Here is a 23,633-nt window from a genome sequence, read left to right on the forward strand (position 1 = left end):
TTAACGTCCCTGGGGTGGTGCTCCCAAACCTTATCTGGGGGGCGGGCTCGGGCCCCCGCCCCCCCCCCCCTCACCCCCGGCGGGGGGGCGGGGAACCGGGGGCCCGGCCCCGCGTCCGCCGTTCAGGACTCCGGCGACGCCCAGGTGCCCAGGGACATCTCGGCGGTGATCCCCGGGCCGAACCCGGCCAGCAGCCCCTGGTGGCCGTCGAGGGCCGACTTCTCGTCGAACATCCGGGCCAGGGCGTCGAGCACGACCGCACTGGCGATGTTGCCGTACTGGGTGAGGGTGGCCCGGCTGAAGCGGAACGCCTCGGGCGGCACCCCCAGGAAGCGGCTGAGGTCGTCCAGGATCCGTGGGCCGCCGGCGTGGACGATGTAGAAGTCCAGCGTGCCCACGTCCCAGTGGTGCTGCTCCGCCACGGCGCGCAGGGCCGGGCTGAGCGGCTCCATCGTCCCCGGCACCCTCTTGTCCAGCTGGAAGTGGAATCCGGTGGGGCGGACCGCGTAGGAGATCCACTCCTCGGTGTCCGGGATGAGGTACGAACCGTTGCGTTCCAACCGCATTCCGGTCCCGCCCTCGCCCCGGACCACGGCGGCGGCGATCCCGTCGCCGAACAGGCCGTTGGACAGCAGCGAGCCCACGCCCAGGTCCGTGGGCTGGTAGCACAGCGAGCAGAACTCGCAGGCCACGATCAGCACGTTGGCGCCCGGGTAGGCCGAACAGAAGTCATGGGCCCGGTTCACCGCCGCGCCGCCGGCCGCGCACCCCAGTTGGGCGATCGGCAGCTGCCGGGTCTGCGGCCGGAAGCCCAACTTGTTGATCAGCCACGCCGTGAGCGACGGCATCATGAAGCCGGTGCACGACACATAGACGATCAAGTCGATCTGGGACGCCTCCACTTGGGCCTGATCGAGGGCCCTGATCACCACCGCCGGCACGCGGGCCTTCGACTCCGCCGCGAAGACGGCACTGCGCTCGTCCCACCCCGGATGCTTCAGCACCGCCTCGATGGGCTGGATCAGGTGCCGCTTGCGCACTCCGGTGTTCTTGATGAGACGCAGCGCCAGTTCGAGCTGTGGATGGTCGGGGTGGAGCCTGCGCGCCAGCTCGATGGTCTCCTCGTTGGTGATGACGTTCTCGGGTACGTCTATCGCCGGTTTGCACAGAACTGCCACGGCACTTCCTCCAGACGAGCGGTGTTCCCGGTGCGACCCTGGCGGGGCGGGATTTCACCACTCGACGGCAGCCGCTGCGAGCCGGACGCGCGGAGGGCGCGGGCGGCGGGACGCACCGGGCGGGACCCAACTCAGCGGCCGACGAGCCGACCGAGCGAGGATCGGATGATCGAGGTACGGACGGTCGTGCTGGCCGAAAGTTGGTTCAGGCCACCTAGCCAAATTTACGGAAGGCGGGCCCGTCCCGCATGTCGGCCCGCACACCCCGGGGTGTGCGGGCCGACATGCGCGGCGTTTCCGGCAGTCACCAGGTGACCGGCAGCGCCAGCGGATAGCGCCAGATGGACGTGGTGTTCCACGCCAGCTCGGCGGCCGGCTTCGCCAGCGCGATCCTGGGGAAGCGCTCCAGCAGGGTCCCGAGGGCGACCTCGAGCTCGGTGACGGCCAGCGGCGCGCCGAGGCAGTGGTGCGCGCCCCAGCCGAAGGTCATGTGGGAGGGGCTGGTCCGCTCCAGGTCCAGCTCGTCGGGCCGGTCGAACCTGCGGCCGTCCCGGTTGGCCGTCAGGTAGGAGACGTGCACGATGTCCCCCGCCGGGATCGTCACCCCGCTCAGCTCCACGTCTTCGAGGGCCACCCGGGGGATGCCGACGCCCTTGCGGAAGGGGATGAAGCGCAGCAGCTCCTGGAGCGTCCGGGAGAGCGTCTCGGGCCGCTCGCGCAGTGCGGTGAGCACGTCGGGGCGGCTGAGGATGGTGTACGAGAGGTTGCCGAGCTCGTACGTCGTGGTGTCCTGGCCCGTGATCAGCAGGACCATGGCCATCACGGTGAGTTCCTTCTCGTCGAGGACCTCGTCGCCGTCGCGGGCCGTGGCCAGCACGCTGATCAGGTCGTCGCCGGGGTTCCTGCGCCGTTCGGCGGTCAGCTCGGCGAAGTACGCCCGCAGGTCGGCCTTGGCCCGTACCGCGTTGGGTTTGTTGGCCAGGCTCACGTCCATCATCGTCCGGGCGTTGGCGCGCAGCTGGGCGCTGTCGGCCTCGGGGATCTCCAGGACCTCACAGATCGTGATCAGCGGGAGCGGGTGGGCCAGGTGCTCCATGAGGTCGGCCGGGGGGCCCTGGTCCCGCATGCGGTCCAGCAGCTCGTTCACCACGTGCTGGGTGCGCTCCCTCATCCGCTCGATGTGGTCGGGGGTGAAGCCCTTGGAGACCAGGCTGCGCAGGCGGGCGCTGGCGGGCGGGTCCATGACGTTGATCGCCTCGGCCTGGACGATCGGCTCGGGGGTCATGCGCGGGAAGTCCCGCCCGACGATGGCGTGGCGGCTGAACCGCCGGTCGGTGGTGACCGTGCGCACGTCGTCGTACCCCGTGACGAGCCAGGCCTCCCCCTCGCCGTAGGGCAGGCGGATGCGGCTGACCGGTGCCTCGTTCATGAGCTGCCGGAGCGTCGGGTCGAACTCCAGGGTCTCGGCGAAGTCGAACGGGCAGTTCCGTGCGCTGGAGTCGGTGGACATGCGGACCTCCAGGTCTGGGCCGCGCGGGCCGGATGGGGGAGGGGACGAAATGCACCGGTACCCGATCTCGCGGCCGCACACACCGGTGGAGGGGCGAGAGCGCCGGTAATTCATCCGGTCCGATCAGCGGCTCGGCTCCACCCGCGCCGGGGCCTGCCGCCGGTCGGCGGCAGGCCCCGGCCCCGGGTGCCTCAGCCCTCCCCGGCGGCCGGGCTCTCCCCGGTGGCCCGGTGCCCGTGCCGGAAGAGCGGGGCGCGGGTGTCGAAGGGCACGTCCTCGCGGGAGGCGGCGACGGCGGCGTCCGAACGGGGCAGGTCGAACGGGAGCGTCGCGGTCATCGGGGCCCGGCCGAGCGCGGCGTCCAGCACGACCTCGTCCGCGGCGCCGAACTCGCCGATCAGCAGCGCCGCGTACGGGGCGAGCGGGGTGAGCACGGCGGGCCGCTCCAGCTGGGCGGCGAACACCGTGGGCACGGTGGCGGCCAGCGCGGTGAGCCGGTCGACCTCGGCCGGCTCGAACTCCAGCGAGCCGCTGTGGAAGTGCTGCTCCAGCATCCCTTCGCGCCGCTCGTACGGGGTGGCGAGGCGGATCACGGCCAGCTCGGCCCGCTCCGGGTCCTCGACCAGGGTGCCGTACCCGGCGGCGACGGCGGGGTCGATGCCCTCGACGTACAGCCGGGTGGCGGTGCGCGGCTCGCCGGCCAGGTGGACCACCGAGCGGCGCTGGACCTCGCGGCCCAGCGCCCGGCCCTCCGGGGCGCCGACCAGGTCGGCGGCGGCCTCCGGGTCGACGTACGGGTCGGCGAAGAGGCCGAGGCGGAACTTGTCGCGCAGGATGCGGCGGACCGACTCGTCGAGCCGGGCCTCGGTGACCGCGCCGGAGCGGACGGCGGACAGGATCAGCTCCGGGTCCGTCTCGCCGCCGAGCTGGTCGGCGCCCGCGTCCAGGGTGAGCACGACCTGCTCGGCGACGGACAGCTCCTCGACGCCCCAGTGCCGCGGGGGCAGCGTGACCACTCCGGGGACGTCCATGCCGGTGATGGCGTTGAAGTCGGTGCAGACCACGCCGTCGAAGCCGTAGCGCCCGCGCAGCAGGCCGGTGATGACGTCCCGGTTGAAGTTGGCGCCGACCTCGGCGAGGCCGCTGCCGGAGGGGATCGCGTAGGCGGGCATGATCTGCGCGGTGCCCGCGGCGAAGGCCGCCTCGAAGGGGCGCAGGTGGGTCTCCAACTCGCCGCCGGGGTAGACCAGTCGGCGTCCGGCGGCGAAGTGCGAGTCCTCGCCGCCGGCCTGCGGGCCGCCGCCGGGGAAGTGCTTGGTCATGCAGGCGACGCTGTCCGGGCCGATCGGCCCGCCCTGGAGGCCCTCGATGTAGGCGGTGATCATCCGCGAGGCACGCTCCGGGTCCTCCCCGAAGGTGCCGCTGATCCGGGCCCAGCGGGGCTCGGTGGCGAGGTCGGCCATCGGGTGGATGGCGACCCGGATGCCGACGGCGCACAGCTCGCGGCGGATCAGGTCGGCGTAGCGGCGCACCAGGTCGGGGTCGTCGGTGGCGGCGAGGCCGATCGGCTCGGGGCCGGTGCTGAAGCCGCCGCCGGTGTGGGCGGTGGCCGGGTTGGCGGTGAAGCCGTGCCGGGGGTCGGAGGAGAGGGTGACGGGGATGCCCAGCCGGCCGGCCGCGGCGAGGCCCTGGACGTGGTTGTTCCACTCGGCCATCGCGCGCGGGTCGGGGACGGCCATCATGGCGAAGTGGGTGAGGCCGCGTTCGGTGATCAGGCGGGCGCCGGAGGGGAACGGGCCCTGGTCGCCGGGGAGCATCCGGCCGTGCAGCATCAGCGCGGCCTTCTCCTGCAAGGTCATCCGGGCGAGGAGGTCCTCGACCCGCTCCTCGACGGGCAGCCGCGGGTCCTCGTAGGGCTCCATGGTGCCGTTGTGGTTGAGATCGCGGAAGGGCGTGCCGTCGGTGTGCCGCAGCAGGGTCAGCATGCCGTCACCCCGGCGGTGTTCGACGCGGCCGTACCGGACTCGGTACGGGCGGCGGTGCCAGCTTCGGTACGGGCGGCGGTGCGGGCCTCGGTGCGGGCGGCGGCCTTGGCGCGGAAGGCGTCCAGGGTCTCGGCGGGGACCCCGCAGGCGGTCAGGAAGCCCTCGGCGCCGCCGTGCTGGGCGCGGACCAGGTCGAGGAAGGTGCTCATCGCCCCGGCGGGGGCCTCCAGCAGCGGGGCGGGGACGACCATCCGGCCGGCCTCGACCTCGTTGAGGGCGGCGCGGTTGCGGTCGGCGAGGCCGGCCCAGATCTGCTCGATCGCCTCGTTGGTGCGGGCGTAGTCGGCGACGATCTCCTCGGCGGGCACCCCGAGCAGTTCCAGCAGCAGCGCGGTGAGCAGCCCGGTGCGGTCCTTGCCGGCCGCGCAGTGGACCAGCACGGCGCCCGGGCGGACGGTGGCCTCGACGGCGGCGGCCAGCCCCTGCGGCGCGGACTGGGCCATCAGCAGGTAGAAGGCTCCGAGGTCCTCGGCGGTGGTCATGGCCCGCATGGCCTGCGCCAGTTCGTCGTTGGTCGGCTCGACCCGGGCGGGGACGACGGCGATGCCGGCGGCCTCGGCGGCGGCCCAGTCCTCGGGGCGGCTCTCGGACGCGCCCCGGAGGTCGACGACGGTGGTGATGCCGTGCTCGCGCAGCTGGGCGACGACGGCCTCGTCGGCGGCGGGGAAGGGCTGGGCGGAGCGGAACAGGGTGCCGGGACGGACCCACCGGCTCGCGGGGTCGGCGAGCACTGCGGGGTCGCGGAAGTTGACCAGGGACATGCGGGGGCCTTTCAGGAAGTGCGGAGCAGGTGGTGAAGGTGCGCGGCGGGCCGCGCGAGGGGGAGAGGGGGGCGGAGGAGGGCGCGCGGTGCCGTCCGGACGGCCGGCGGCATCGCCCGGTGGTGTCGGGGTGTCAGGGTCTGGGGGTCTACGAGGGAGTAGGGCTGTCGGCTCGGGTCAGCCGGCGGTGTCGAGCACGTCCCGGTAGGCCTTGTGCCACTCGGCCACCGTGCCGGTCTCGGACGCGATCAGGACGTGGTGGCGCACCATGCCGCCGAACTGCGCGCCGAGCGCGGTCGGACGCAGGTCGGTGGCCGGGTCGACGCCGAGCCGCTCGGCCGCGATGGTGACGGTGCGTTCGGTGAAGCCGTCGATCACGACCACGGCGTAGTTGTGCACGGAGCCCTTCACCTCGATCAGGCTCCGGCGCAGCCGGCGGCGGCGCTCGGTGTGCTCGACGGGCTCCTCCAGCCGGCCGCCGGTGGCGGTCAGCGCGTGGTCGAGCGCGGCCCAGAGCGGGAGTTCGGCGGGGGCGGCGGCGAAGGCGTCGAGGATGGCCTGGCCGAAGTCCCAGCCGAAGAGCAGGGCCTCCTTGGCCGGGTAGTAGCGGAAGAACGTGCGGTGGGCGATGTCGGCGCGGCGGCAGATCTGGTCCACGGTGGTGCGCTCGAAGCCCTGCTCCTCGAAGAGGTCGAGCGCCGCGGTGCGGATGCTGTCGCGGGTGCGCGCCTTCTTGCGGTCGCGCATGCCCTGCTCCGCCGCGGTGTCCGTCCCCTGCATGGTTCTTCCGTTTCCGCTCGGTGAGTTGAGTGTGGCCGGGGCCGCCGAGGGGGCGGCTGTCTGTACCGAATCACGTCCGACCGTGCTCGCTCAAGGCGAGTGCCGACTCTTCCGGGTTCCGTCATCTGAAATTTGCACAACTGCCTTTTGGCAGTACTGCCACTTCCGGAATGGTGTGGGGCGTCGGCGGCCGCACTCCCCCTGGCCGCCCCCACTCCCCCTCCTCCCTCCCCCGAACCGAGGAACCATGAAGCGGCACTACCTCCTGGCATCGGCGGCCCTCGCCACCTCGCTCACCCTCACCGCCTGCTCCGCCTCCGACGACGCGCTCTCCGGCGCCGGCGCCGGGAACACCGGCGCGGCGAACGACGGCCCGGCCGTGGACGGCGGCACGCTCAAGATCGGCCTGGACCGGCCGTTCGCCAAGCTCGACCCGGCCGACGGCACCCTGACCTCGATGCCGATGATGGTCCTCGCCAACGCCCTGTACGACCCGCTGATGGTCAACGGCGACAACGGCGCCGTCCAGCCCTACCTCGCCAAGTCCTTCACCCCCAACGCGGACGCCACGGTCTGGACCCTCGACCTGCACGAGGGCGTGAAGTTCAGCGACGGCAAGCCGCTGGACGCCCAGGCCGTCGCCGACCACGTCACCCGGCTCGCCAAGCCGGAGAGCAAGTGTGCCTGCGCCATCGACGCGGCCGCCATCGGCGCCACCACCGTCTCCGGCCCGACCACCCTCACCTTCACCCTCAAGGCACCCGACGCCGCCTTCCCCAACCTGTTCACCCGCTCCCTCGGCTACGTCTCCGAGGCCCCGGCCGGCGACTCCCCCGCCGTCGGCTCCGGCCCGTACACCGTGGAGAGCGTGCAGCCCGGAGTCTCCGTCACCCTCGCCCGCAACCCCGCGTACTGGGGCACCAAGGGCCACGCCGACAAGCTCGTCTACCGGGTGCTCACCGACACCGACAGCCGCTACCAGTCACTGCGCTCCGGCGACACCGACCTGATCTGGACCGAGACGCCCAGCCAGTTCAAGCAGGCCTCCGCCGACGGGCTGCGCCGCGCCACCGGGCCCGGCGCCACCACCACCATGGTCTTCAACACCACGTCGGCGCCCTTCGACGACGTGCGGGTCCGCCGGGCCGTGCAGTACGCGATCGACCGCGAGGCCGTGGAGAAGGTCGTCTCCCTCGACCAGGGCGCCGTCTCGGACGGCCCGATCGGCTCGCGCTCCCCGTACCGCACCGCCCCCGGGTACCCGGCCCACGACGCGGCCAAGGCCCGGGCGCTGCTCGCCGAAGCCGGCCACCCCGACCTCGCCTTCGACTACCTCGTCGACAGCCGCCCCGAGGGCCAGCAGCGCGCCACCGTGCTCCAGCAGATGCTCGGCGAGGCCGGGATCAAGGTGACCATCAAGCCGCTCGACGCCGCGGGCCTGGGCACCGCGATGCTCCAGCGCAAGTTCCAGGTGATCGACTTCCCCACCAGCATGTTCGGCGACACCGACACCGCGCTCACCAGCCTCTACCTGCCCAACTCGCCCTACAACTTCATGGGTTGGTCCGACCCGGAGACCTCGAAGGCGATCGCCGGGGGCCGCTCCTCCACCGACCCCGCCCAGCGTGCGGCCGCCTACCAGCAGGCCGCCCGGCGGGTCGTCGGCGAGGTGCCGATGGCCTTCCTCACCGAGAACACCGTCGGCTTCCTCGCCGGCGCCAAGGTCGGCGGACTGCCCGACCTGTCCAAGCGCACCGTCCTCAACGTCTCCCCCGCCCCCCTGTGGGTGAAGCGGTGACCCCCCGCACCCGCACCGCGCTGCGCCACGGCGGGCGGCTCGGCCGCGCCGCGGCCGTACTGCTGCTGGTCACCGTCGCCGCCCTGTACCTGCCCCACCTGATGCCGGGCTCCCCCGCCGTCGCCGCCCTCGGCCCCACCGCCACCCCCGAGCAGATCTCCGCCTACGAGGCCGGGCTCGGCCTGGACCGCAACGTGTTCGCCGCCACCTGGCAGTGGATCGCCGACGCCCTGCACGGCGACCTCGGCCACTCGCTGTCCACCGGAGCCGCCGTCACCACCGAACTCGCCGACCGCATCCCCGTCACCCTCGAACTCTTCCTCGCCGCCCAGGTGGTGGCACTCGCCCTGGCCGTGCCCGTCGCCCTGCTCTCCGCCTGGCGCCCCGGCGGCACCTTCGACCGGATCGCCACCGCCGGCACCTTCGGCTGGCTCGCCGTCCCCGGCTTCGCCCTCGGCCTGCTGCTCATCTGGCTCGCCGCCGTCCAGCTGCGCATCCTGCCCGCCACCGGCTGGACCCCGTTCACCGAGAACCCGGCCGAGAACCTGCGCCACCTGGTGCTGCCCGCCCTCACCCTCGGCCTCACCGAGGCCGCCGTGTTCACCCGCACCCTGCGCGGACAACTGCTCGACACCCTCGACCAGCCGTACATCGCCGCCGCCCGCAGCCGCGGCATGGGCACCACCCGGCTGCTGCTGCGCCGCGCCCTAGGGCCCTCCAGCCTGCCGCTGGTCACCCTGGTCGGCATCGGCATCGGCACCTCGCTGGGCGGCTCGGTGCTGGTCGAGTCGCTGTTCGCGGTGCCCGGCGTCGGCAGCCTGGCCGCCGGGGCCATCTCCGGCCGGGACTTCCCCGTCGTCCAGGCCGTGGTGGTGGTCAGCGCCCTCGGCGTGGTCGCGGCCACCTTCGCGGTCGACCTGCTGTACCGCACGATCGACCCGAGGATCGCCCATGAGCACCGCTGAGACCACCGTCGTGACCGTCGAAACGGTCCCGGCGCGCACCACCCGCCGCCGGCCCCCCGCCGGCGTGCTCGCCGCCGGGGCCTGGCTGGCCGTCGTCGCCCTCGCCGCACTGCTGCTGCCCCTGCTGCCCGGCTTCGACCCGCTGCACGGCGACTTCGCCCACCCCGCCGCCGCCCCCGGCCCCGGCCACTGGCTGGGCACCGACAGCGCCGGACGGGACGTCCTGCAGCGCACCGTCGCCGGCGCCCGCGCCTCCTTCACCGTCGCCGCCCTCACCATCCTGGTCGGCCTGCTCGGCGGCGGAACGCTCGGCCTCGCCGCCGGCTGGTTCCGCGGCCCGCTCGACAAGGCGATCGGCTTCGCGACCGACCTGCTGATGTCCGTGCCCAGCCTGATCCTGGTGATGATCGTGGTCTCGCTGCGCGGCCCCGGCCTCACCGTGATCGGCACCCTGATCGGGCTGTTCACCGTCCCCCACTTCACCCGGGTGGTGCGCGCCGTCGTGCTCTCGCTCAGCGAACGCGGCTTCGTCCAGGCAGCCCGTATGCTCGGCACCGCCCCGCTGCGCATCCTGCGCCGCGAGATCGTCCCGCACGTCGTGCCGGTCGCCCTCACCTTCGCCTTCACCGCCACCACCGTCGCGATCGTCGCCGAGGGCTCGCTCAGCTTCCTCGGCTTCGGGCTGCGCCCGCCGGAGCCCTCCTGGGGCGGCATCATCGCCGAGGGGCGCACGGCCCTCGGCAGCGCGCCGTGGATCTCGCTGGCGCCCGCGGCCGTACTCTGCCTGACCGTCCTCGCCCTCAACTACCTCGGGGAGCACCTGCGTTCGGGTGGTCCCGCCGGCCCGAAGGGAGCGCGCGGATGACCTCCGCCCCCGACCTCGACTCCCCTGCCCTCCACTCCCCTGTCCTCGACTCCCCCGTTCTCGACTCCCCTGCCCTCGACGAACCCGACCTCGGCGTCCCGGTGCTCGACGTCCGCTCGCTGGACACCGTCCTGCACACCCCCGACGGCCGCACCCTGCACGTCCTGCACGGCGTCAGCCTCACCATCGCGGCCGGCGAGTGCCTCGGCGTGGTCGGCGAGTCCGGCTCCGGCAAGTCCGTGCTCGCCCGCGCCGTCCTCGGCGTCGAGTCCCGCACCACCAGGGCCGTCGCCACCGGCGAGATCCGGCTGAACGGCGAGGACCTGCTCGCCGCCTCCCGCACCCGCCGCGCCGAACTGCTCGGCACCGGCATCGCCATGGTCCACCAGGACCCGATGACCTCGCTCAACCCGGTCGTCCGGATCGCCGACCAGGTCACCGAGTCCCTCACCAACCGGCGCCGGCTCTCCCGGCGCGAACGTCTGCGCACCGCCACCGAGTTGCTCGCCGCCGTCGACGTCCCCGACCCCGCCCGGCGGGCCCGCGCCCACCCGCACGAGCTCTCCGGCGGCCTGCGCCAGCGCGTCGGCATCGCCGCCGCCCTGGCCGGCGAACCCGCCCTGCTGCTCGCCGACGAACCCACCACCGCCCTCGACGTCACCGTCCAGCGCACCGTCCTCGACCTGCTCGACCACCACCGGCGCAGCCGCGGCCTCGCCACCCTGCTGATCACCCACGACATCGGCCTGCTGTACGGGCGGGCCCGCCGGATCGCCGTCATGTACGGCGGCCGGATCGTGGAGACCGGCCCCACCGAGGCCGTCACCCGCCACCCCCGGCACCCCTACACCGCGGCCCTGCTGCGCTCCGTACCCCGGGTCACCGGCCCGCTGCGCCGCACCCTGCCCGCGATCCCCGGCTCGCCGCCCGACCTCACCCGGCCCACCCCCGGCTGCCCCTTCGCCCCGCGCTGCGAACTGGCGACGGACCTCTGCACCACGACCGCGCCGCCCGCCCACACCGCGGCGGACGGCCACACCGCCGCCTGCCACTTCCCGCTCACCGCGCCGCCTGACGCACTCTCGCCCGACGAACAGGAGGCCGCGGCGTGACCACCGCCCCCGAAGCCGCCACTCCCGGAACGCCCGTCCTGGAGGCCACCGGCCTCAGCGTCGTCCACCGCACCCGCTCCGGCCCGCTGCACGCCGTCAGCGGCGTCGACCTGGCCCTCCACCCGCGCCGCACCCTCGCCCTGGTCGGCGAGTCCGGCTCCGGCAAGAGCAGCATCGCCAAGGCCCTGCTGCGGCTGCCCCCGCCCACCACCGGCACCGTCACCCTCGACGGCACCGACCTCGCCACCCTCTCCCCGCGCGCCCTGCGGGCCGTCCGGCCCCGCCTCCAGATGGTGTTCCAGGACCCGCTCTCCTCCCTCAACCCGCACCGCCGGGTCCGCGACCTGGTCGCCGAACCTCTCGACGCCCACCCCGACCCGGCCCGCGACCGCGAGCAGGTCGTCACCGAGCAACTGGCGGCCGTCGGCCTGCCGCCCGCCCTGTTCGGCGACCGCCGCCCCCACCAGCTCTCCGGCGGGCAGGCCCAACGGGTCGCCATCGCCCGGGCCCTGGCCGCCGGACCGCGCGTCCTGATCGCCGACGAGGCGGTCTCCGCCCTCGACGTCTCGGCCCAGGCCACCGTGCTCAACCTGCTGCGCGGGCTCACCGAGGAACGCGGACTGGCCGGCCTCTTCATCTCCCACGACCTCGGCGTGGTCCGCGCGGTGAGCGACGACGTGGCCGTGCTCCAACTCGGCCGCATCTGCGAACGCGGCCCCACCGAGGCCGTCCTCGCCGCCCCGGCCCACCCCTACACCGCCGCCCTGCTCGCCGCCGTCCCCGAACCCGGCCGCCCGCTGCGCGACACCGGCCTCCTCCCCACCGACCCGCCCTCCCCCCTCGCCCCGCCCAGCGGCTGCCGCTTCCGCACCCGCTGCCCCCTGGCCGACGCCCGCTGCGCCACCGAGGAACCGCGGCTGCGGGAGGTGGCACCAGGCCGTACGGTGGCCTGCCACCGGCCGCTGGTCGGAGCCGCCTCGGGGGTCTGACCAGCCGGGCGCAGCACGGCCCCCGGGCCGGGAGCCCCGCTCCCGCCCCAGGGGCCCTTTCGTTCGGGCTGCGGGCCGGCCGGGCGTTCGCAGGCCGTGCAGCCGGGGCCGATCGCGGTGGCGGCCGCTAATACCCCGAAGTTGGGGTTGGTATGCGAATGTTCACTCGATCGGGTGTACGCGCACGCATGGCGTCCCGGTGGGTGAACTTCCTGGTGAGTATGGGGCGGTAGCGAGTCGATCTTGCTCCTTTGCCACACCGTCAGGCGGACGGGCTGCTCCCCCGGGGATCGATGGGCCCGGGTGCGTCGTCGTGCCCGGACGGGCCCTCGAACCGGAAGTGAGGAAGCGTTGTCCCCCGACACGTCCCGTACCAAGGTCTACAGCGATCGCCAGTACCTGCACACCACGTTGGTGCGCCACGCGGGTACCACGGTGGCACTGGCGCTGGCCGCCGACCGCCGGATCCACTACAGCGTGCTGGATCTGGGCAGCGTGCCCGCCGGTGCCGCGAAGGCGCTGAAGGACCCGCAGGCGGAGCCGAGCCAACTCGACGTGCTGCACTGGGCGGACGACCCGAGCGAGCTGCGCTTCCCGAGCGAGATCGCCAAGGTCGGCTTCGCCGTCCTGGGCGCCTCCCGACTTCCCACCGTACGACGGGGCACCCGGACGGAGGCGTCGGCGGACGAGCTGCTGAGCCCGGAGGAGACGGACGCCTTCCTCTCCAGCACCGCCCGCCTCACCGCCGAGGTGCCGTTCCAGGCGCTCTCGGACGGCAAGTACCTCTACGTCTTCCGCCAGTCGGTGGCGGTCGGCCACGAGGACGCGCTGCTGCGCACCGGTGAGGGGACGTACACCTCGGACCCGACCAGTGCTCAGCTCCAGCTGGTGGACGGGCAGAAGGCCGGCCTGGCGGTCGACGCGCTGCTCTGCGACCGGTTCATCGTGGCCGGCGCGAAGCTGCTGCCGGTACCCGAGGTGCGCTACCGGCGCAGCCGCCACCGGACGATGCCGGACTCGGCCAAGGACAGCCTGGGCACCAGCGACATGGACGGGCGGGTCTTCCACGAGCCCACGTTGGAGCTCGGGTTCCTGGGCAAGGTCACCGGCGGCCGCTTCGCGACGGTGCTGCTGCCGACCGAGGTCGGCGGCCTGCGCCGCTGGCAGTTCTTCGTCGACAAGCCCGAGGCCGGGCTGATCGACGCGGTCAACGTCGAGCAGGGCAAGGACGGGCTGTTCCACACCCAGGGCTCGCGGCTCTACGTCAGCCCCGACGCCAGGTACCGCAACACCGTGCTGGAGCGGAAGCCCGGCAAGTGCCCCTTCACGGGCAAGGACCTGGTGCCCGCCGAGCGCGGGGAGGGCTTCGCCGAGACGGCGCTCTCCTTCGACGGCGTCGACGGCCTGCTCGCGGTGGACACCGCGAAGCCGCTGCCGCTCGGCGCGGGCCCGTACACCGTGGAGCTGTGGCTCAGCCCGCAGGCCTGGGGCAGCACGCTGCTGTCCGCCACCGGGGCGGCCCCCGACGCCAAGGCCGCCGGCACGCCCGAGCGCTGGCGGCTGGAGCTGCGGGACGACGGCAAGGTGGCCGTGCGGCACGACGCGGACGGGGCCGGGACTGCGGTCGCCTCCACGGTCGAGGTGCCGACGGGCGAAGGGGTCTACACCCACGTGGCCGTGGTGCACGACGGCACCAGCGCCACCCTGTACGTGAACGGGGTCGCGGGCGAGGCGGGCGAGCTCCCGCCGGGCAAGGGCGAGCGGACGCGGCTGACGGTCGGCGCCGAAGAGGTCGGCGGCAAGGCCGGGGGTTGCTACCGCGGGGTGATCGACGAGATCCGGATCTGGGACCGCGCCCACAAGCCGGCCGAGCTGGCCGAAGGCCGCTCCTACCGGCTGGTCGGCGACGAGCCCGGCCTGACGGGCTACTACCGCTTCGACGCCGGCTCGGGCACCCGGGTGCTCGACGCCACGGACCGGGCGGCGCACGGCACGCTGACCGGCGGGGCGAGCTGGGTGACCTCCGAGGCGCCGATCGGCGACCACCCGGGGATGCGGCGGGAGAGCTTCGCGCTGTCCGGCCGAACCGTCTCCTCCGGGCTCTCCGCGCTGCTCTACCACCAGCAGGAGGACGCGCCCGCCGGGCACGCCCAGCAGCCCGCACCGGCCAAGAAGCAGGCCCGCGTCCTGGTGGCCTGGTCGTCCGCCAAGGACGGCGAGCCGGCGCCCAAGGTCGCCACCCTGGACCTCGCCGTGGCCCGGGACGGCCGGCTCGCGCAGCTCCCCGACGCCCTGGACCTGGACGAAGTGGGCGCCACCGCCAAGCCGGTGGACGCCGCGCAGGTCAACACCCTGACGACCGAGGTCGCCGAGCTCAGGAAGGAGGCCGCGCAGGCCAAGGTCGCACTGGACCGGGCCAAGAGGGACCTGGCCGACAAGAGCTGGCTGGACCGGGAGGCCCAACGGGCGGAGAAGGCCTGGGCGGATGCGAAGGCGGAGCGCGAGCGGGCGGAGAAGGCCGACCCCGTGTTCGACGGCGGCACTGTCCTGATCCGCTTCTCCTCGCCCGGTGACGAGGACGGTGCCAAGCGGGGCAACCTGGTGGCGGCCGCGCCGACCACCGGGACGAAGCGGGTGCTGACCTTCGCCCCCGGGGTGACCGACGCGACGGCCCAGTGGCAGTTCGTGGCCTCTCGCGTAACGCTACGCGAGGGCTGGACCCACGGGGAGTTGAGGCACGTGGGCAGCCAGCAGCGGGTCTCCGGCCATCTCGGGACTGACCTGGAGGAGACGACCCCCCTGAGCCTGTCGTCCTCAAGGTGGGAATCGAGCACCCTGTTCCTCAAGCGGGACGGGGACAGTTACGTCATGAACACCCACAGTCCCACCAAGAACGTCGGGGCCGATCCGAAGGCGAAGGAGGGCAACCCGGCACTCCTGTGCGGCCCTGGCGGATTGCTCACCGTCATGAAGGCCGTTCGCGTCGGGGACCCGGACGCGGCGGTGAACAAGGCTCACGGCAAGTACCTGGCCTTGCAGGAGCGCCTGCGGATCGCCCGGGACGTGGACGGCGAGGGCGGGCTCCAAGCCGCCTACGACGCCGTCAGGCGCAGGCTGGATGACAAGGAGGCCGAACTCGGCCAAGCCACCGGCGGCACCTCCGGCCGCAGCACCCTCAGCCTGGCGATGCCGAGCCTGGGCCGTGACAGGTCCGGCCTCGGCCGGGCGGGCGCCCTGTTGGGCTTCGCCACCACCCGGGACACCCCGTACCTGCTCGACAGCGGCTCCGGCCAGCTGGGGCTCTACTTCCGGGACGGCGACGACAGGTTCACCGCCGCCTACTACGACACCTCGGTGGGCCGCTCGGTCAAGCAGCTGGCGGCGGGCGGCAGCGTGCAGCTGCTGCTGACGGCCGGTGACCCGAGCACCGACCTGGCCCGGGTGACGGCCACCGTCGAGGCCACCACCAGCCCGGACCGGTGCAGGCTCACCCTGACCGAGACCGCCGCCGACGGCAGCACCGTGACCGACCAGGAGGTCTGGGACCTGCTGCCCCGCGACGTGGGCCTGGCCGCCGACGCGCTCAACGGGGTACGCGAGACGCCGCAGGCCGTCGGCACGGTCAAGACGCTGGCGGGCGGCACGCTGACCCTGGAAGCCGGGACCGTCCGGGCACTGACCGCGGGCACCCTGCTGCTGGTCGGCGAGCAGCCCTACCTGACGACCGCGGACGCGGAGGCCGGCGCGACCGCACTCACCGTCGGCTACGGCCCGAAGGACGTCCCGGAGGCGGCCGGGCGCGCCGTCACGACCGCCGAGCACACGCCCAGGCTGGTGACGCTCAGCCGGGCGGGCGCGACCAAGGCCTTCGGCTCCCGCCTGGTGGAGGCCACCTACACCCACCGCACCGGCACCCTGGCGAACGGCGCCGCGACCGACCTGGCGGGCGTCAAGCCCAACCGCTGGTGGGGCGACACCCCGGGCCGGTCCTGGGAGTTCAAGGACGGCGCCGAGCCGCTGGACTGCCCGGTCACGGCGGTACCGGGGGCCGCGGCCCCGGACGACCTGACCCTGGAGGCCTGGGTCAGGCCCGCCGCGAGCACCGACCTCGCCCGGATCGTCAACTACCTTCACCCCGAGCTCGGTTCGTACGCGCTGGCGCTCGGCACGGCGACCAGCGGCAGCCGCCCGGTCCTGGTCGGGGTCGGCGACCAGCAGGTGACCACCGAGGAGACGGTGCCGGACGGGCAGTGGACGCACCTCGCCGCCAGCTTCGAGCAGTCCTGGGCGCTGCGTTTCGCCGGGCGCTCCTCGGCCGTCGCCGAGCACGGTGACGCGCTCGACCTCACCGGGGACTGCACCGTCGAGGTGCACGTCCGGGTCGACGGCTTCACGGGCGGCCACCAGGGCCTGATCTCCAAGGGCCGCCTGCGGGGCGGCCGGGAGCACGGCGTGCCCTTCCAACTCGGCGTGGACGAGACCGGTCACCTGGTGCACAGCGTCGAACTCGCCGACGGCACCGTGCGCACCCACGTCTCCGCCGCCGCCCTCACCGCGGGCAAGGCGCACCGGGTCGCGGTGGTCCGCAAGGCCGGGCGGCAGCTCGTGGAGACCAAGGGCAAGAAGACCATCACGTACACCGAGGACGGCAAGCCCGTCAGCCGCGAGGTGGACGTGATCGACTCGATGCTGCTGGACAAGTGGTACGACATCGCGTTCTACATCGACGGCGAGGCGGCCGGCGAACTACGCGACCCCGACCTGGTGCCGGCCAGGTCCAGCGGCCCGCTGGAACTCGGCTGCGGCTGGTCGGGCGCCGATCCGCGGCACCTGACCGGCACGGTGGGCGAAGTGCGGCTGTGGAACCTCGCCCGGGACAAGGCCCAACTCGGCAGCGGCGCGCGCGGGGACGAGGGCCTGGTCGCGCACTGGCGCTTCGAGGAGAACGAGGGCAACACCGCGGCCGACGAGACCGGCTCCCACCCCCTGCGGCTGCACGGCGCGACCTGGACCAAGAACCCCGACCCGCTCGGCTCGACCTTCCGGGTCTACCTGAACGGCCGCCCGGTGGTGGTGAAGCCGCGTACGGCGGACCAGGAGGGCTTCGCGGACTACGGCGGCGGCCGGCAGTTCAGCCTCGGCGGCCGGTACCCGTCGGTCGACGGCAAGCGGGGCGCCCCGCAGCAGCTGTACCGGGGCGAGCTGGAGGAGGTGCGGGTCTGGCGCACCGTCCGGACGGAGGAGAACGTCCTCGACAACCTCTTCGGACGCCTGCGCGGCGAGCGCGAGGACCTGATCGCCGCGTACTCCTTCGACGACGCCTCCACCGAGGCGGACTCCACGCTGGTCACCGACAGCGGCCCGCGCGGCCTGCACCTGGAGCTGGCCAAGGACGCCGCCAAGCGCCCCACGCCCGTACTCTCCACCGCACCGGTCTCCGGGGACGTGGCCGAGGTCCAGCCCGTCTTCGTCAAGACGCCCAGCGCCTACCTGGCCACCATCCAGAGCGCCCCCGCCGTGCAGGAGTACGCAGACCTCCAGCGGGACCACTACGGGCGCAGCAGCGGCGCGCTCAAGCGGGTGTACGCCTACGTGCGGGACGGCGTCTGGCACCTGGTCACCGGGTACAAGGTCGGCGACCTGGTCTCGGACTGGGTCGCCCAGGTGCAGTTCGACCCGCAGATCACCGGGTACATCGAGGGCGCCCCGCCGGTGCCCTCGGAGAACCTGATCGCCAGCAAGAGCCCCAAGCTGTTCAGCTACATCGACGCCACCAAGGTGGAGTTCGAGCGGGCCGACAGCGTCGTCAACACGCTCTCCTCCAGCCGCGAGCGCAGCGTCACGGCCGCCATGGAGCTCGCGGTGAACAACGAGGCCTCGGCCGACTCACTGCTGATCACCGCTCCGCTCGGCTTCGGCATCGCCAAGCCCGTCATCGAGGGCGGCTTCGACTGGGGTGTGCGGGCGAAGACGGAGTTCGCCAACGCCTGGGGCGACGAGACCGAGGTCTCCCAGGGCTGGCAGACCGGCCGGCTGACGGCGGTCGGCCTGTCCGGCGGCTGGGAGACGCCGGACACCACCAAGCAGCTCAACAAGGACAACGGGCGCCGCTTCGTGCCCTCCAACACCGGTTACGCCCTGGTGCAGTCCGAGACGGCCGACGTCTTCGCGCTGCGACTCGCCCACAACCGGGCGCTGGTCTGCTACCGGATGATGCCCAACCCCGACATCCCGCGCGACTGGAACCTCATCCCCTTCCCGATCAACCCCCGCTACACCAAGCAGGGCAGCCTCGACGGCTCGGTCGGCCAGGACGAGAACGGCAGCCAGGTGATGGAGGAGGAGTACCAGGGACTGCCCCCGGGCGGTGAGCTGAGCTACTTCAAGCCGCGCGAGGCCTACGCCCTCAAGCGGCGGATCATCGAGGACCAGCAGCGCCTCCAGACCTTCTACGACGCCGTCTCCACCGAGACCCACCACCCCGACCCCACCGCCGAGCGGGCCCGGCAGGTGCTCTCCGGCTTCGTCGGCCCGATCAAGGACCCGGCGCAGCGCGGCGGGAAGGCCAGGCCGACCGACGCGCACGCCAAGCGCAGCCTGGTCAACACCTACGTCTGGTCGGCCGACGGCGGCTTCTTCGCCGAGACCACCGAGACCATGGACTCCGTCACCGAGGTCACCTCCGGCAGCTACCAGCTCTCCGGCTCGCTGGGCGGCTCGGTGGGCGGCGGGGTGAAGGTCTTCGGCATCGGGGCCAACGTGCAGTTCGACGCCTCGGTCGGCGGCGGCATCGCCGTGACCCGCTCGCGCGGCAAGGAGTCGACCCGCTCGTTCAGCCTCAACATCACCTGCGACGTGCCGGGCGACCTCCAGAAGTACAACGCCACCGGGGACCCGGAGTACGACAAGGAGACGGGCGCGGCGATCGAGGTCCCGGGCCGGGTGGACGCCTACCGGTTCATGACCTTCTACCTGGACACCGACACCCAGAACTTCGAGGACTTCTACGGCAAGGTGGTGGACCCGCTCTGGCTCGGCGGAGACAGCGCGCACGCCGCCGCGCTGCGCCAGGCCCAGCAGTCCGACAAGCGGCCGCCGTGCTGGCGGGTGCTGCACCGCGTCACCTACGTCAGCCGCAAGCTGGCCGCCGAACCCGGCGCGGGCGCGTCCGCCCTGGACAGGTCGATGGCCAAGGAGGACATCTCCAGCAACTACGAGCTGATCCGCCGGATCGACCCGTACGTCCGCGACCACACCGCCGACCGGGTCGAGCTGGCCGCCGCCGTCCAGGAGGCGCTGACCACCCAACTGCCCGGCCTGCTGCCGTACACCGAGCAGGTGACGGAGTACTTCGCCCTCTACTACGGGCTGGACCAGTGACCGCGCCTGCACCGCGGTGCCTGCGTTCAGCCCCATGACGGGCTGAACGCCTGGACGACGACCTCCGCTCGCCGGTGCCCGGTGTGGGCGCCGGCGAGCGGAGGCTCGGCAACCTGACTATCCATCAGATTTCGTATCTGGCCCACCATCTGGCCTCGCCTCAGCAGCTCGGCCGGCGACGCCGACGATGCCAGGGGTGCCGGGGGTGCCGGGGGTGCCATCGCGGACGATCTTCGATCGGGCGATGCGGGAGGCGGCCCCCACGGGCACGGTGGGATCGATGTTCACGCCCTTGACCTCAAGCCGGACGGCCTCGGCCGGAGCGCCCGCACCGAACCTGGCTCGGACCCGGACGTCGGTCCTGCCCACCGGGACGTACAGGACGGGCGACAACAGGAAGGTCGGGTCGTGGCCGTCCGGTGTCACACCCACCACCGGGGCGTCGTGCCACGCACCTTGGAGGAAGACCTGAACGTGGGTGTCCTCGGAGGCCGCCCGGCCGGAGAAGACGGTCAGAACGAGGATGTAGGACTCCGCCCGACTGCCCTTCGAGTTGTCGACGGTGACGAACCACTCCTTCCAGTCGCCGCCCGCCCTGAAGGCCTTCGGAACCCGTTTCAGGCGGAACGGCCGGCTCGTGGTCCCGGAGCGGTTCTCGTCCCGCGGTCCGAATCCGGGGGCCGAGAGGTCGCCCTCCGGGCCCAGGTCCACGATCGTGACGGCCCGGTTCCGTACGCCACCCGCCCTCGCACGCCTGAACCTGAGGGTCACCGGGGGCTCCGCCACGACAACCGCAGCGGCAACCGCGACGACGCCGATGAAATGCGAATTCACTGAGTTCCCTTCACCTCGACGGGATCGAGGCCCGCCGCATCCTCAGGGCAAGGCGCCTCGTGCGGTGATGACTATCGCCGGGCTCGCCGACCACCGTCCAGGCGTGACGGGCGCGCCTTATGACCCCATCAGAAGTCCGCATGCACCACGAAACCGGCGGGCCGTTCGGGGATCTCCGGCGCCTCCGTGCCGGGCACTTCGCCGCCACGGGGACCACTACGTCAGCAGGAGCGGCCGACGAAGGACAGCAGGTCACGAGCCGGGCCGTACGGGCGCCGTCCGCTGGGCCAGACCGCGCGCAGCGCTCGCCTCAGATCGACGTCCTGGACCTCGACCACGACGAGCCGCCGCAGGCGCACGTCGTCCTCCACGGCCAGGCTGCTCAGCACGGCCGGGCCGGCTCCGGCGGCAGCGGCCGCCTTGACCGCCGTGGTGGAGGGCAGCTCCAGCACAGGAGCCGCAGGACCACCGAGGGAGGCCAGCGCCTGGTACAGCACCTGTCGCGCGCCGGACCCCGGCTCCTGCAACACCAGTGGCGTGTCGGCCAGTTCCCTGCCGGTGACGAAGCCACGCCGAGCCCAGGGATGGTCCGGTACCGCCGCCACGACGAGGCGGTCCCTGCCGATCACCAGAGCGTCCACCCCCGGCGGAACGGTCGCGCCCTCGATGAACCCGAGTTCCGCGTCACCCTGGAGGATCTTCTCCGTCACCACCCGCGAGTAGTCCGCACTCACCACCACCGAGGTGCCCGGACGGCGGCGGCGCAGACTGCCGAGCCAACGCGGCAGCACGTACTCCGCGACAGTGGGGCTGGCAGCGATCTGAAGCCGACCGTCGCGCCCGCTGCGCAGGGTCCCGATGGCGGCGCCCAGTGAATCGGCAACCTCCAGGATCTGTCCGGCCCAGTCACCGACAGCGCGCCCCGCGGGCGTCAGACGCGAGCCGTTGGCGGATCGCTCCACCAGGCTCACGCCGATCTGCTTCTCCATGGCCCGCATGCGCATCGAAGCGGCCGGCTGCGTAATGCCCAGATCCTCGGCCGCCCTTCCGAGGCTTCCCAATCTGGCCACTGCCATGAGTAGTTCGAGTGAGAAAAGGTCCGGAATTCGACGTGCGACACTCATGTCATGACCATAGCAAGTAAAGTGAGCGTAAATCAGAATTCCAGCAGACAGGACCGGACCAAAAGAATTCGACGCCGCGCCGACGGAAAGGGAAACCCTCCCGGCCTGCGCGGTTCAGCCGCTTCCACTCTCCATAGGACGACTTCGGACCGGAAGTGCATCCGCCCTATGGGCTCATAGGTCAGATCTATGAGCTGCGAGCCGAGCGTCGAGGCCGGGGCACCCGATGCGGACCCCCGCCAGGGCTCCGGCCTCACGAACCGTGGCGTGTCAGCGGCGACGACGGGCCGCCACGGCCAACCCGAGGCCGGCCGCGAGAAACGCGGCACCGCCGACGGCGAAGCCGCCGACGGCGGAAGCACCGGTGCGGGCCAGACCGCCGCCGCCTCCGGCGGCAGCCGGTTCGTCCCGAAGTCCGACGGGCTGCGGCGACCGGTTCTCCGGCTCGCCGCCGTGGAGGCCGGACTCCGGGGTGGCGCCGGGGGGCGTCGGGCGGTCCTCGGTCTCGCTCGGGCCCGACGGGCCTTCCCCGTGGCCGGGGGTCCTGGGCGGCTCCACGGTGACGCGCAGTACGGCCCGTACGGTGCGGCCGGCGCCGTCGGTGGCCGTGTAGGTCACGCTGTCGATGCCGTGGAAGTCCCGATCGGGCGTGTAGCGAACCTTGCCGCCGACGACTTCGGCCGTGCCGTGCTCACCCTTCGTGACACCCGTGAGCCGGAGCTGTTCACCGGTGTCGTTCGCCAGGACATCGACGGTGACCGCCGTGCCCGCGTCCGTACGAGCGGCGTCATCCCGTGCCTCGGGGCGGCGGGTGACCCGGGTGTCGACGCGGTTGGAGGCGAGGGCCCGGGGCACTGCGGTCGGCCACCGCCAGGCCGCCTGTGCGGTGTTGGTGATGTGTTCGGTAACCGCCGCCGAGTCCGTCACCCTGACGCGGAAGGCCACGCTCGCGGCGGATCCGGCCGCGAGCTTCCCGCCGGCCCGCTGGTCGGCCCCGCCGCCCAGCCGCACGGTGACCTTTCCCTCCGCCACCTCCCCCGCGTCGTCCCCCGTCCCGTCCGTGACGGGTTCGCCGTCCACCGTGAGCGAGCCCGGCACGTAGGCCGTGCCTTCGGGGATCTCATCGTTCACGGTCACGTCCTCGGCGGTGTCGCCGGCGGTGTTCGCGGCCTTCACCGTGTAGGTCAGCTCGTCACCGACGGCCACGCCGCGCCGGCCCTGTGGTCCCGCCACCGTCTTCGTGACGCTCACGACCGGTCCGGTGACGAACGACACGGAGTCCACCAGGTTGCCCCGCCTCGGGTCGTTGCCGGACGTGGAGACCGAGGCGGCGGCGAAGCGTGTCACCGTCTGCCCCTCGGGGACGGTGTAGTACCCCTCGTAGTGCCCCCAGGCCGTCTTTCCGTCGGCGAGGTCCGGGCTCTTCGCCTTCTCCGGGACCTGAGCGACCAACTCACCGGTCGGGGTGCCGATCCTCACCTGCATCACGTCTACGCCACGGCGTCCGCGGTGCGCGATCTTCCAGCGCATCACCGACCCGGGGATCGTGCGCACGTCCTGGTAGAGGGACGAGGGCTCGTTGGCGTTGAGCTCGGCGTACTGCTTGCCGCTGTCGGGCGGCACCTTGCCGTCCAGGAGTTGCCCGTTCTGGATTTCGATGACGTGGTCCTTGGCGGACGTGCGCCAGCCCGGCACCGCGGCCTCCGGGAGCTGCTGCCAGCCGTTTCCAAAGGTCCCATCCGGTTCCTCGAAGCTTCCGTTCGTCAGCAGGTCAGGCGGGCCGTCGTCCGCCGCGAATGCGGACGTCCCTACGAGGAGCGGGGCGACGATCCCGAACAGGCAGGCCGCCGAACGCACCGGGCGCCTCCACGAAACGACTTCACCGGACTTTCTTTCAGATGCCATCGAGTTCCATTCCTCTTCATTCTTCCGGTCGGCCCGGCGCTCCTGGTCTGCGCAGCCGTCGCTGGAACGCGTCGAATCGGAAGCGATGCGCCGCCGAGTCGAAGAGCGTCGACCAGCGGGCCGAAATGCGTTCGCGCGGTCATCACTATCGCCGGATCCGCTGCCCCTGATCCATTTGCGGCAGCCGCCACTTATGGGCACATCAGGAATTCGAATGGGCAGGCGCCACGGCGGCGACAACGGACGGCGCCCCTGCCCGGCTGTCACCTGGCAGGGGCGTGGCCTTCGCGCGCCGTTCGCACCCCTTCACGCCGGTGACGATTCGCGTACGCAGCCTTACCGTTGGTGGCGATCACGGGCCGCACCTGGCGACCCGATGTACCGGAG

13 protein-coding genes and 1 pseudogene are annotated in these 23,633 nt (G+C 72.8%); 6 read left to right on the top strand and 8 right to left on the bottom strand.

Features of this window, described 5'->3' with window-relative positions; genetic code table 11:
- Positions 1-122: 122 nt before the first annotated feature.
- The 5 genes and pseudogenes from ACFVTF_RS06725 to ACFVTF_RS06745 form a co-directional block, all read right to left on the bottom strand.
- Positions 123-1,187: pseudogene (locus ACFVTF_RS06725) on the bottom strand (type III polyketide synthase); the annotation flags it as partial.
- Positions 1,188-1,482: 295 nt separating this feature from the next.
- Entirely contained in the window at positions 1,483-2,688 is a 1,206-nt protein-coding gene (locus ACFVTF_RS06730) for a cytochrome P450 (protein WP_387809998.1), read from the bottom strand.
- A gap of 191 nt (positions 2,689-2,879) precedes the next feature.
- On the bottom strand, positions 2,880-4,673 hold the full coding sequence (locus ACFVTF_RS06735; protein WP_387810001.1) for a glycoside hydrolase family 3 protein: 1,794 nt from the start codon (positions 4,671-4,673) through the stop codon (positions 2,880-2,882).
- Positions 4,667-5,494, bottom strand: coding sequence for a tyrosine-protein phosphatase (locus ACFVTF_RS06740; protein ID WP_387810004.1), 828 nt, complete (start codon positions 5,492-5,494; stop codon positions 4,667-4,669). The genes ACFVTF_RS06735 and ACFVTF_RS06740 overlap by 7 nt, the downstream gene beginning before the upstream one ends.
- Positions 5,495-5,671: 177 nt before the next feature.
- Positions 5,672-6,274 carry a TetR family transcriptional regulator gene (locus ACFVTF_RS06745; protein ID WP_387810007.1) on the bottom strand — a complete coding sequence of 201 codons (603 nt, stop codon included), beginning with the start codon at positions 6,272-6,274 and terminating at the stop codon, positions 5,672-5,674.
- A gap of 247 nt (positions 6,275-6,521) precedes the next feature.
- Here ACFVTF_RS06745 and ACFVTF_RS06750 point away from each other — a divergent pair, with 247 nt between their 5' ends.
- From ACFVTF_RS06750 to ACFVTF_RS06775, 6 genes are all read left to right on the top strand, one after another.
- Positions 6,522-8,072, top strand: coding sequence for an ABC transporter substrate-binding protein (locus ACFVTF_RS06750; RefSeq protein ID WP_387810010.1), 1,551 nt, complete (start codon positions 6,522-6,524; stop codon positions 8,070-8,072).
- Positions 8,069-9,037, top strand: a complete 969-nt coding sequence (locus ACFVTF_RS06755; protein ID WP_387810012.1) for an ABC transporter permease — start codon at positions 8,069-8,071, stop codon at positions 9,035-9,037. The genes ACFVTF_RS06750 and ACFVTF_RS06755 overlap by 4 nt, the downstream gene beginning before the upstream one ends.
- Complete coding sequence (locus tag ACFVTF_RS06760; protein ID WP_387810015.1) at positions 9,024-9,902, top strand: ABC transporter permease; 879 nt, start codon at positions 9,024-9,026, stop codon at positions 9,900-9,902. Before ACFVTF_RS06755 ends, ACFVTF_RS06760 begins: the two co-directional genes overlap by 14 nt.
- Complete coding sequence (locus ACFVTF_RS06765) at positions 9,899-11,014, top strand: ABC transporter ATP-binding protein (protein WP_387810018.1); 1,116 nt, start codon at positions 9,899-9,901, stop codon at positions 11,012-11,014. The genes ACFVTF_RS06760 and ACFVTF_RS06765 overlap by 4 nt, the downstream gene beginning before the upstream one ends.
- Positions 11,011-12,003 carry an ABC transporter ATP-binding protein gene (locus ACFVTF_RS06770; RefSeq protein ID WP_387810021.1) on the top strand — a complete coding sequence of 331 codons (993 nt, stop codon included), beginning with the start codon at positions 11,011-11,013 and terminating at the stop codon, positions 12,001-12,003. Before ACFVTF_RS06765 ends, ACFVTF_RS06770 begins: the two co-directional genes overlap by 4 nt.
- 351 nt (positions 12,004-12,354) lie before the next feature.
- Positions 12,355-19,383 carry a LamG-like jellyroll fold domain-containing protein gene (locus tag ACFVTF_RS06775; RefSeq protein WP_387810023.1) on the top strand — a complete coding sequence of 2,343 codons (7,029 nt, stop codon included), beginning with the start codon at positions 12,355-12,357 and terminating at the stop codon, positions 19,381-19,383.
- A gap of 117 nt (positions 19,384-19,500) precedes the next feature.
- Here ACFVTF_RS06775 and ACFVTF_RS06780 read toward each other — a convergent pair whose 3' ends face one another.
- The 3 genes from ACFVTF_RS06780 to ACFVTF_RS06790 all read right to left on the bottom strand — a co-directional run bounded on the left by ACFVTF_RS06780 (position 19,501) and on the right by ACFVTF_RS06790 (position 23,447).
- Positions 19,501-20,094 (bottom strand): hypothetical protein, encoded by a 594-nt coding sequence (locus tag ACFVTF_RS06780; protein ID WP_387810026.1) that lies wholly within the window; start codon positions 20,092-20,094, stop codon positions 19,501-19,503.
- A gap of 344 nt (positions 20,095-20,438) precedes the next feature.
- Positions 20,439-21,341, bottom strand: a complete 903-nt coding sequence (locus ACFVTF_RS06785) for a LysR family transcriptional regulator (protein WP_387810029.1) — start codon at positions 21,339-21,341, stop codon at positions 20,439-20,441.
- A 270-nt stretch (positions 21,342-21,611) separates the two neighbouring features.
- The gene (locus ACFVTF_RS06790; protein WP_387810032.1) at positions 21,612-23,447 is read right to left on the bottom strand and encodes an Ig-like domain-containing protein; all 1,836 of its coding nucleotides are present in this window, start codon (positions 23,445-23,447) and stop codon (positions 21,612-21,614) included.
- Positions 23,448-23,633: the final 186 nt, after the last annotated feature.

It is taken from the genome of Kitasatospora sp. NPDC057940, from assembly GCF_042887425.1.
GTDB lineage: Bacteria > Actinomycetota > Actinomycetes > Streptomycetales > Streptomycetaceae > Kitasatospora.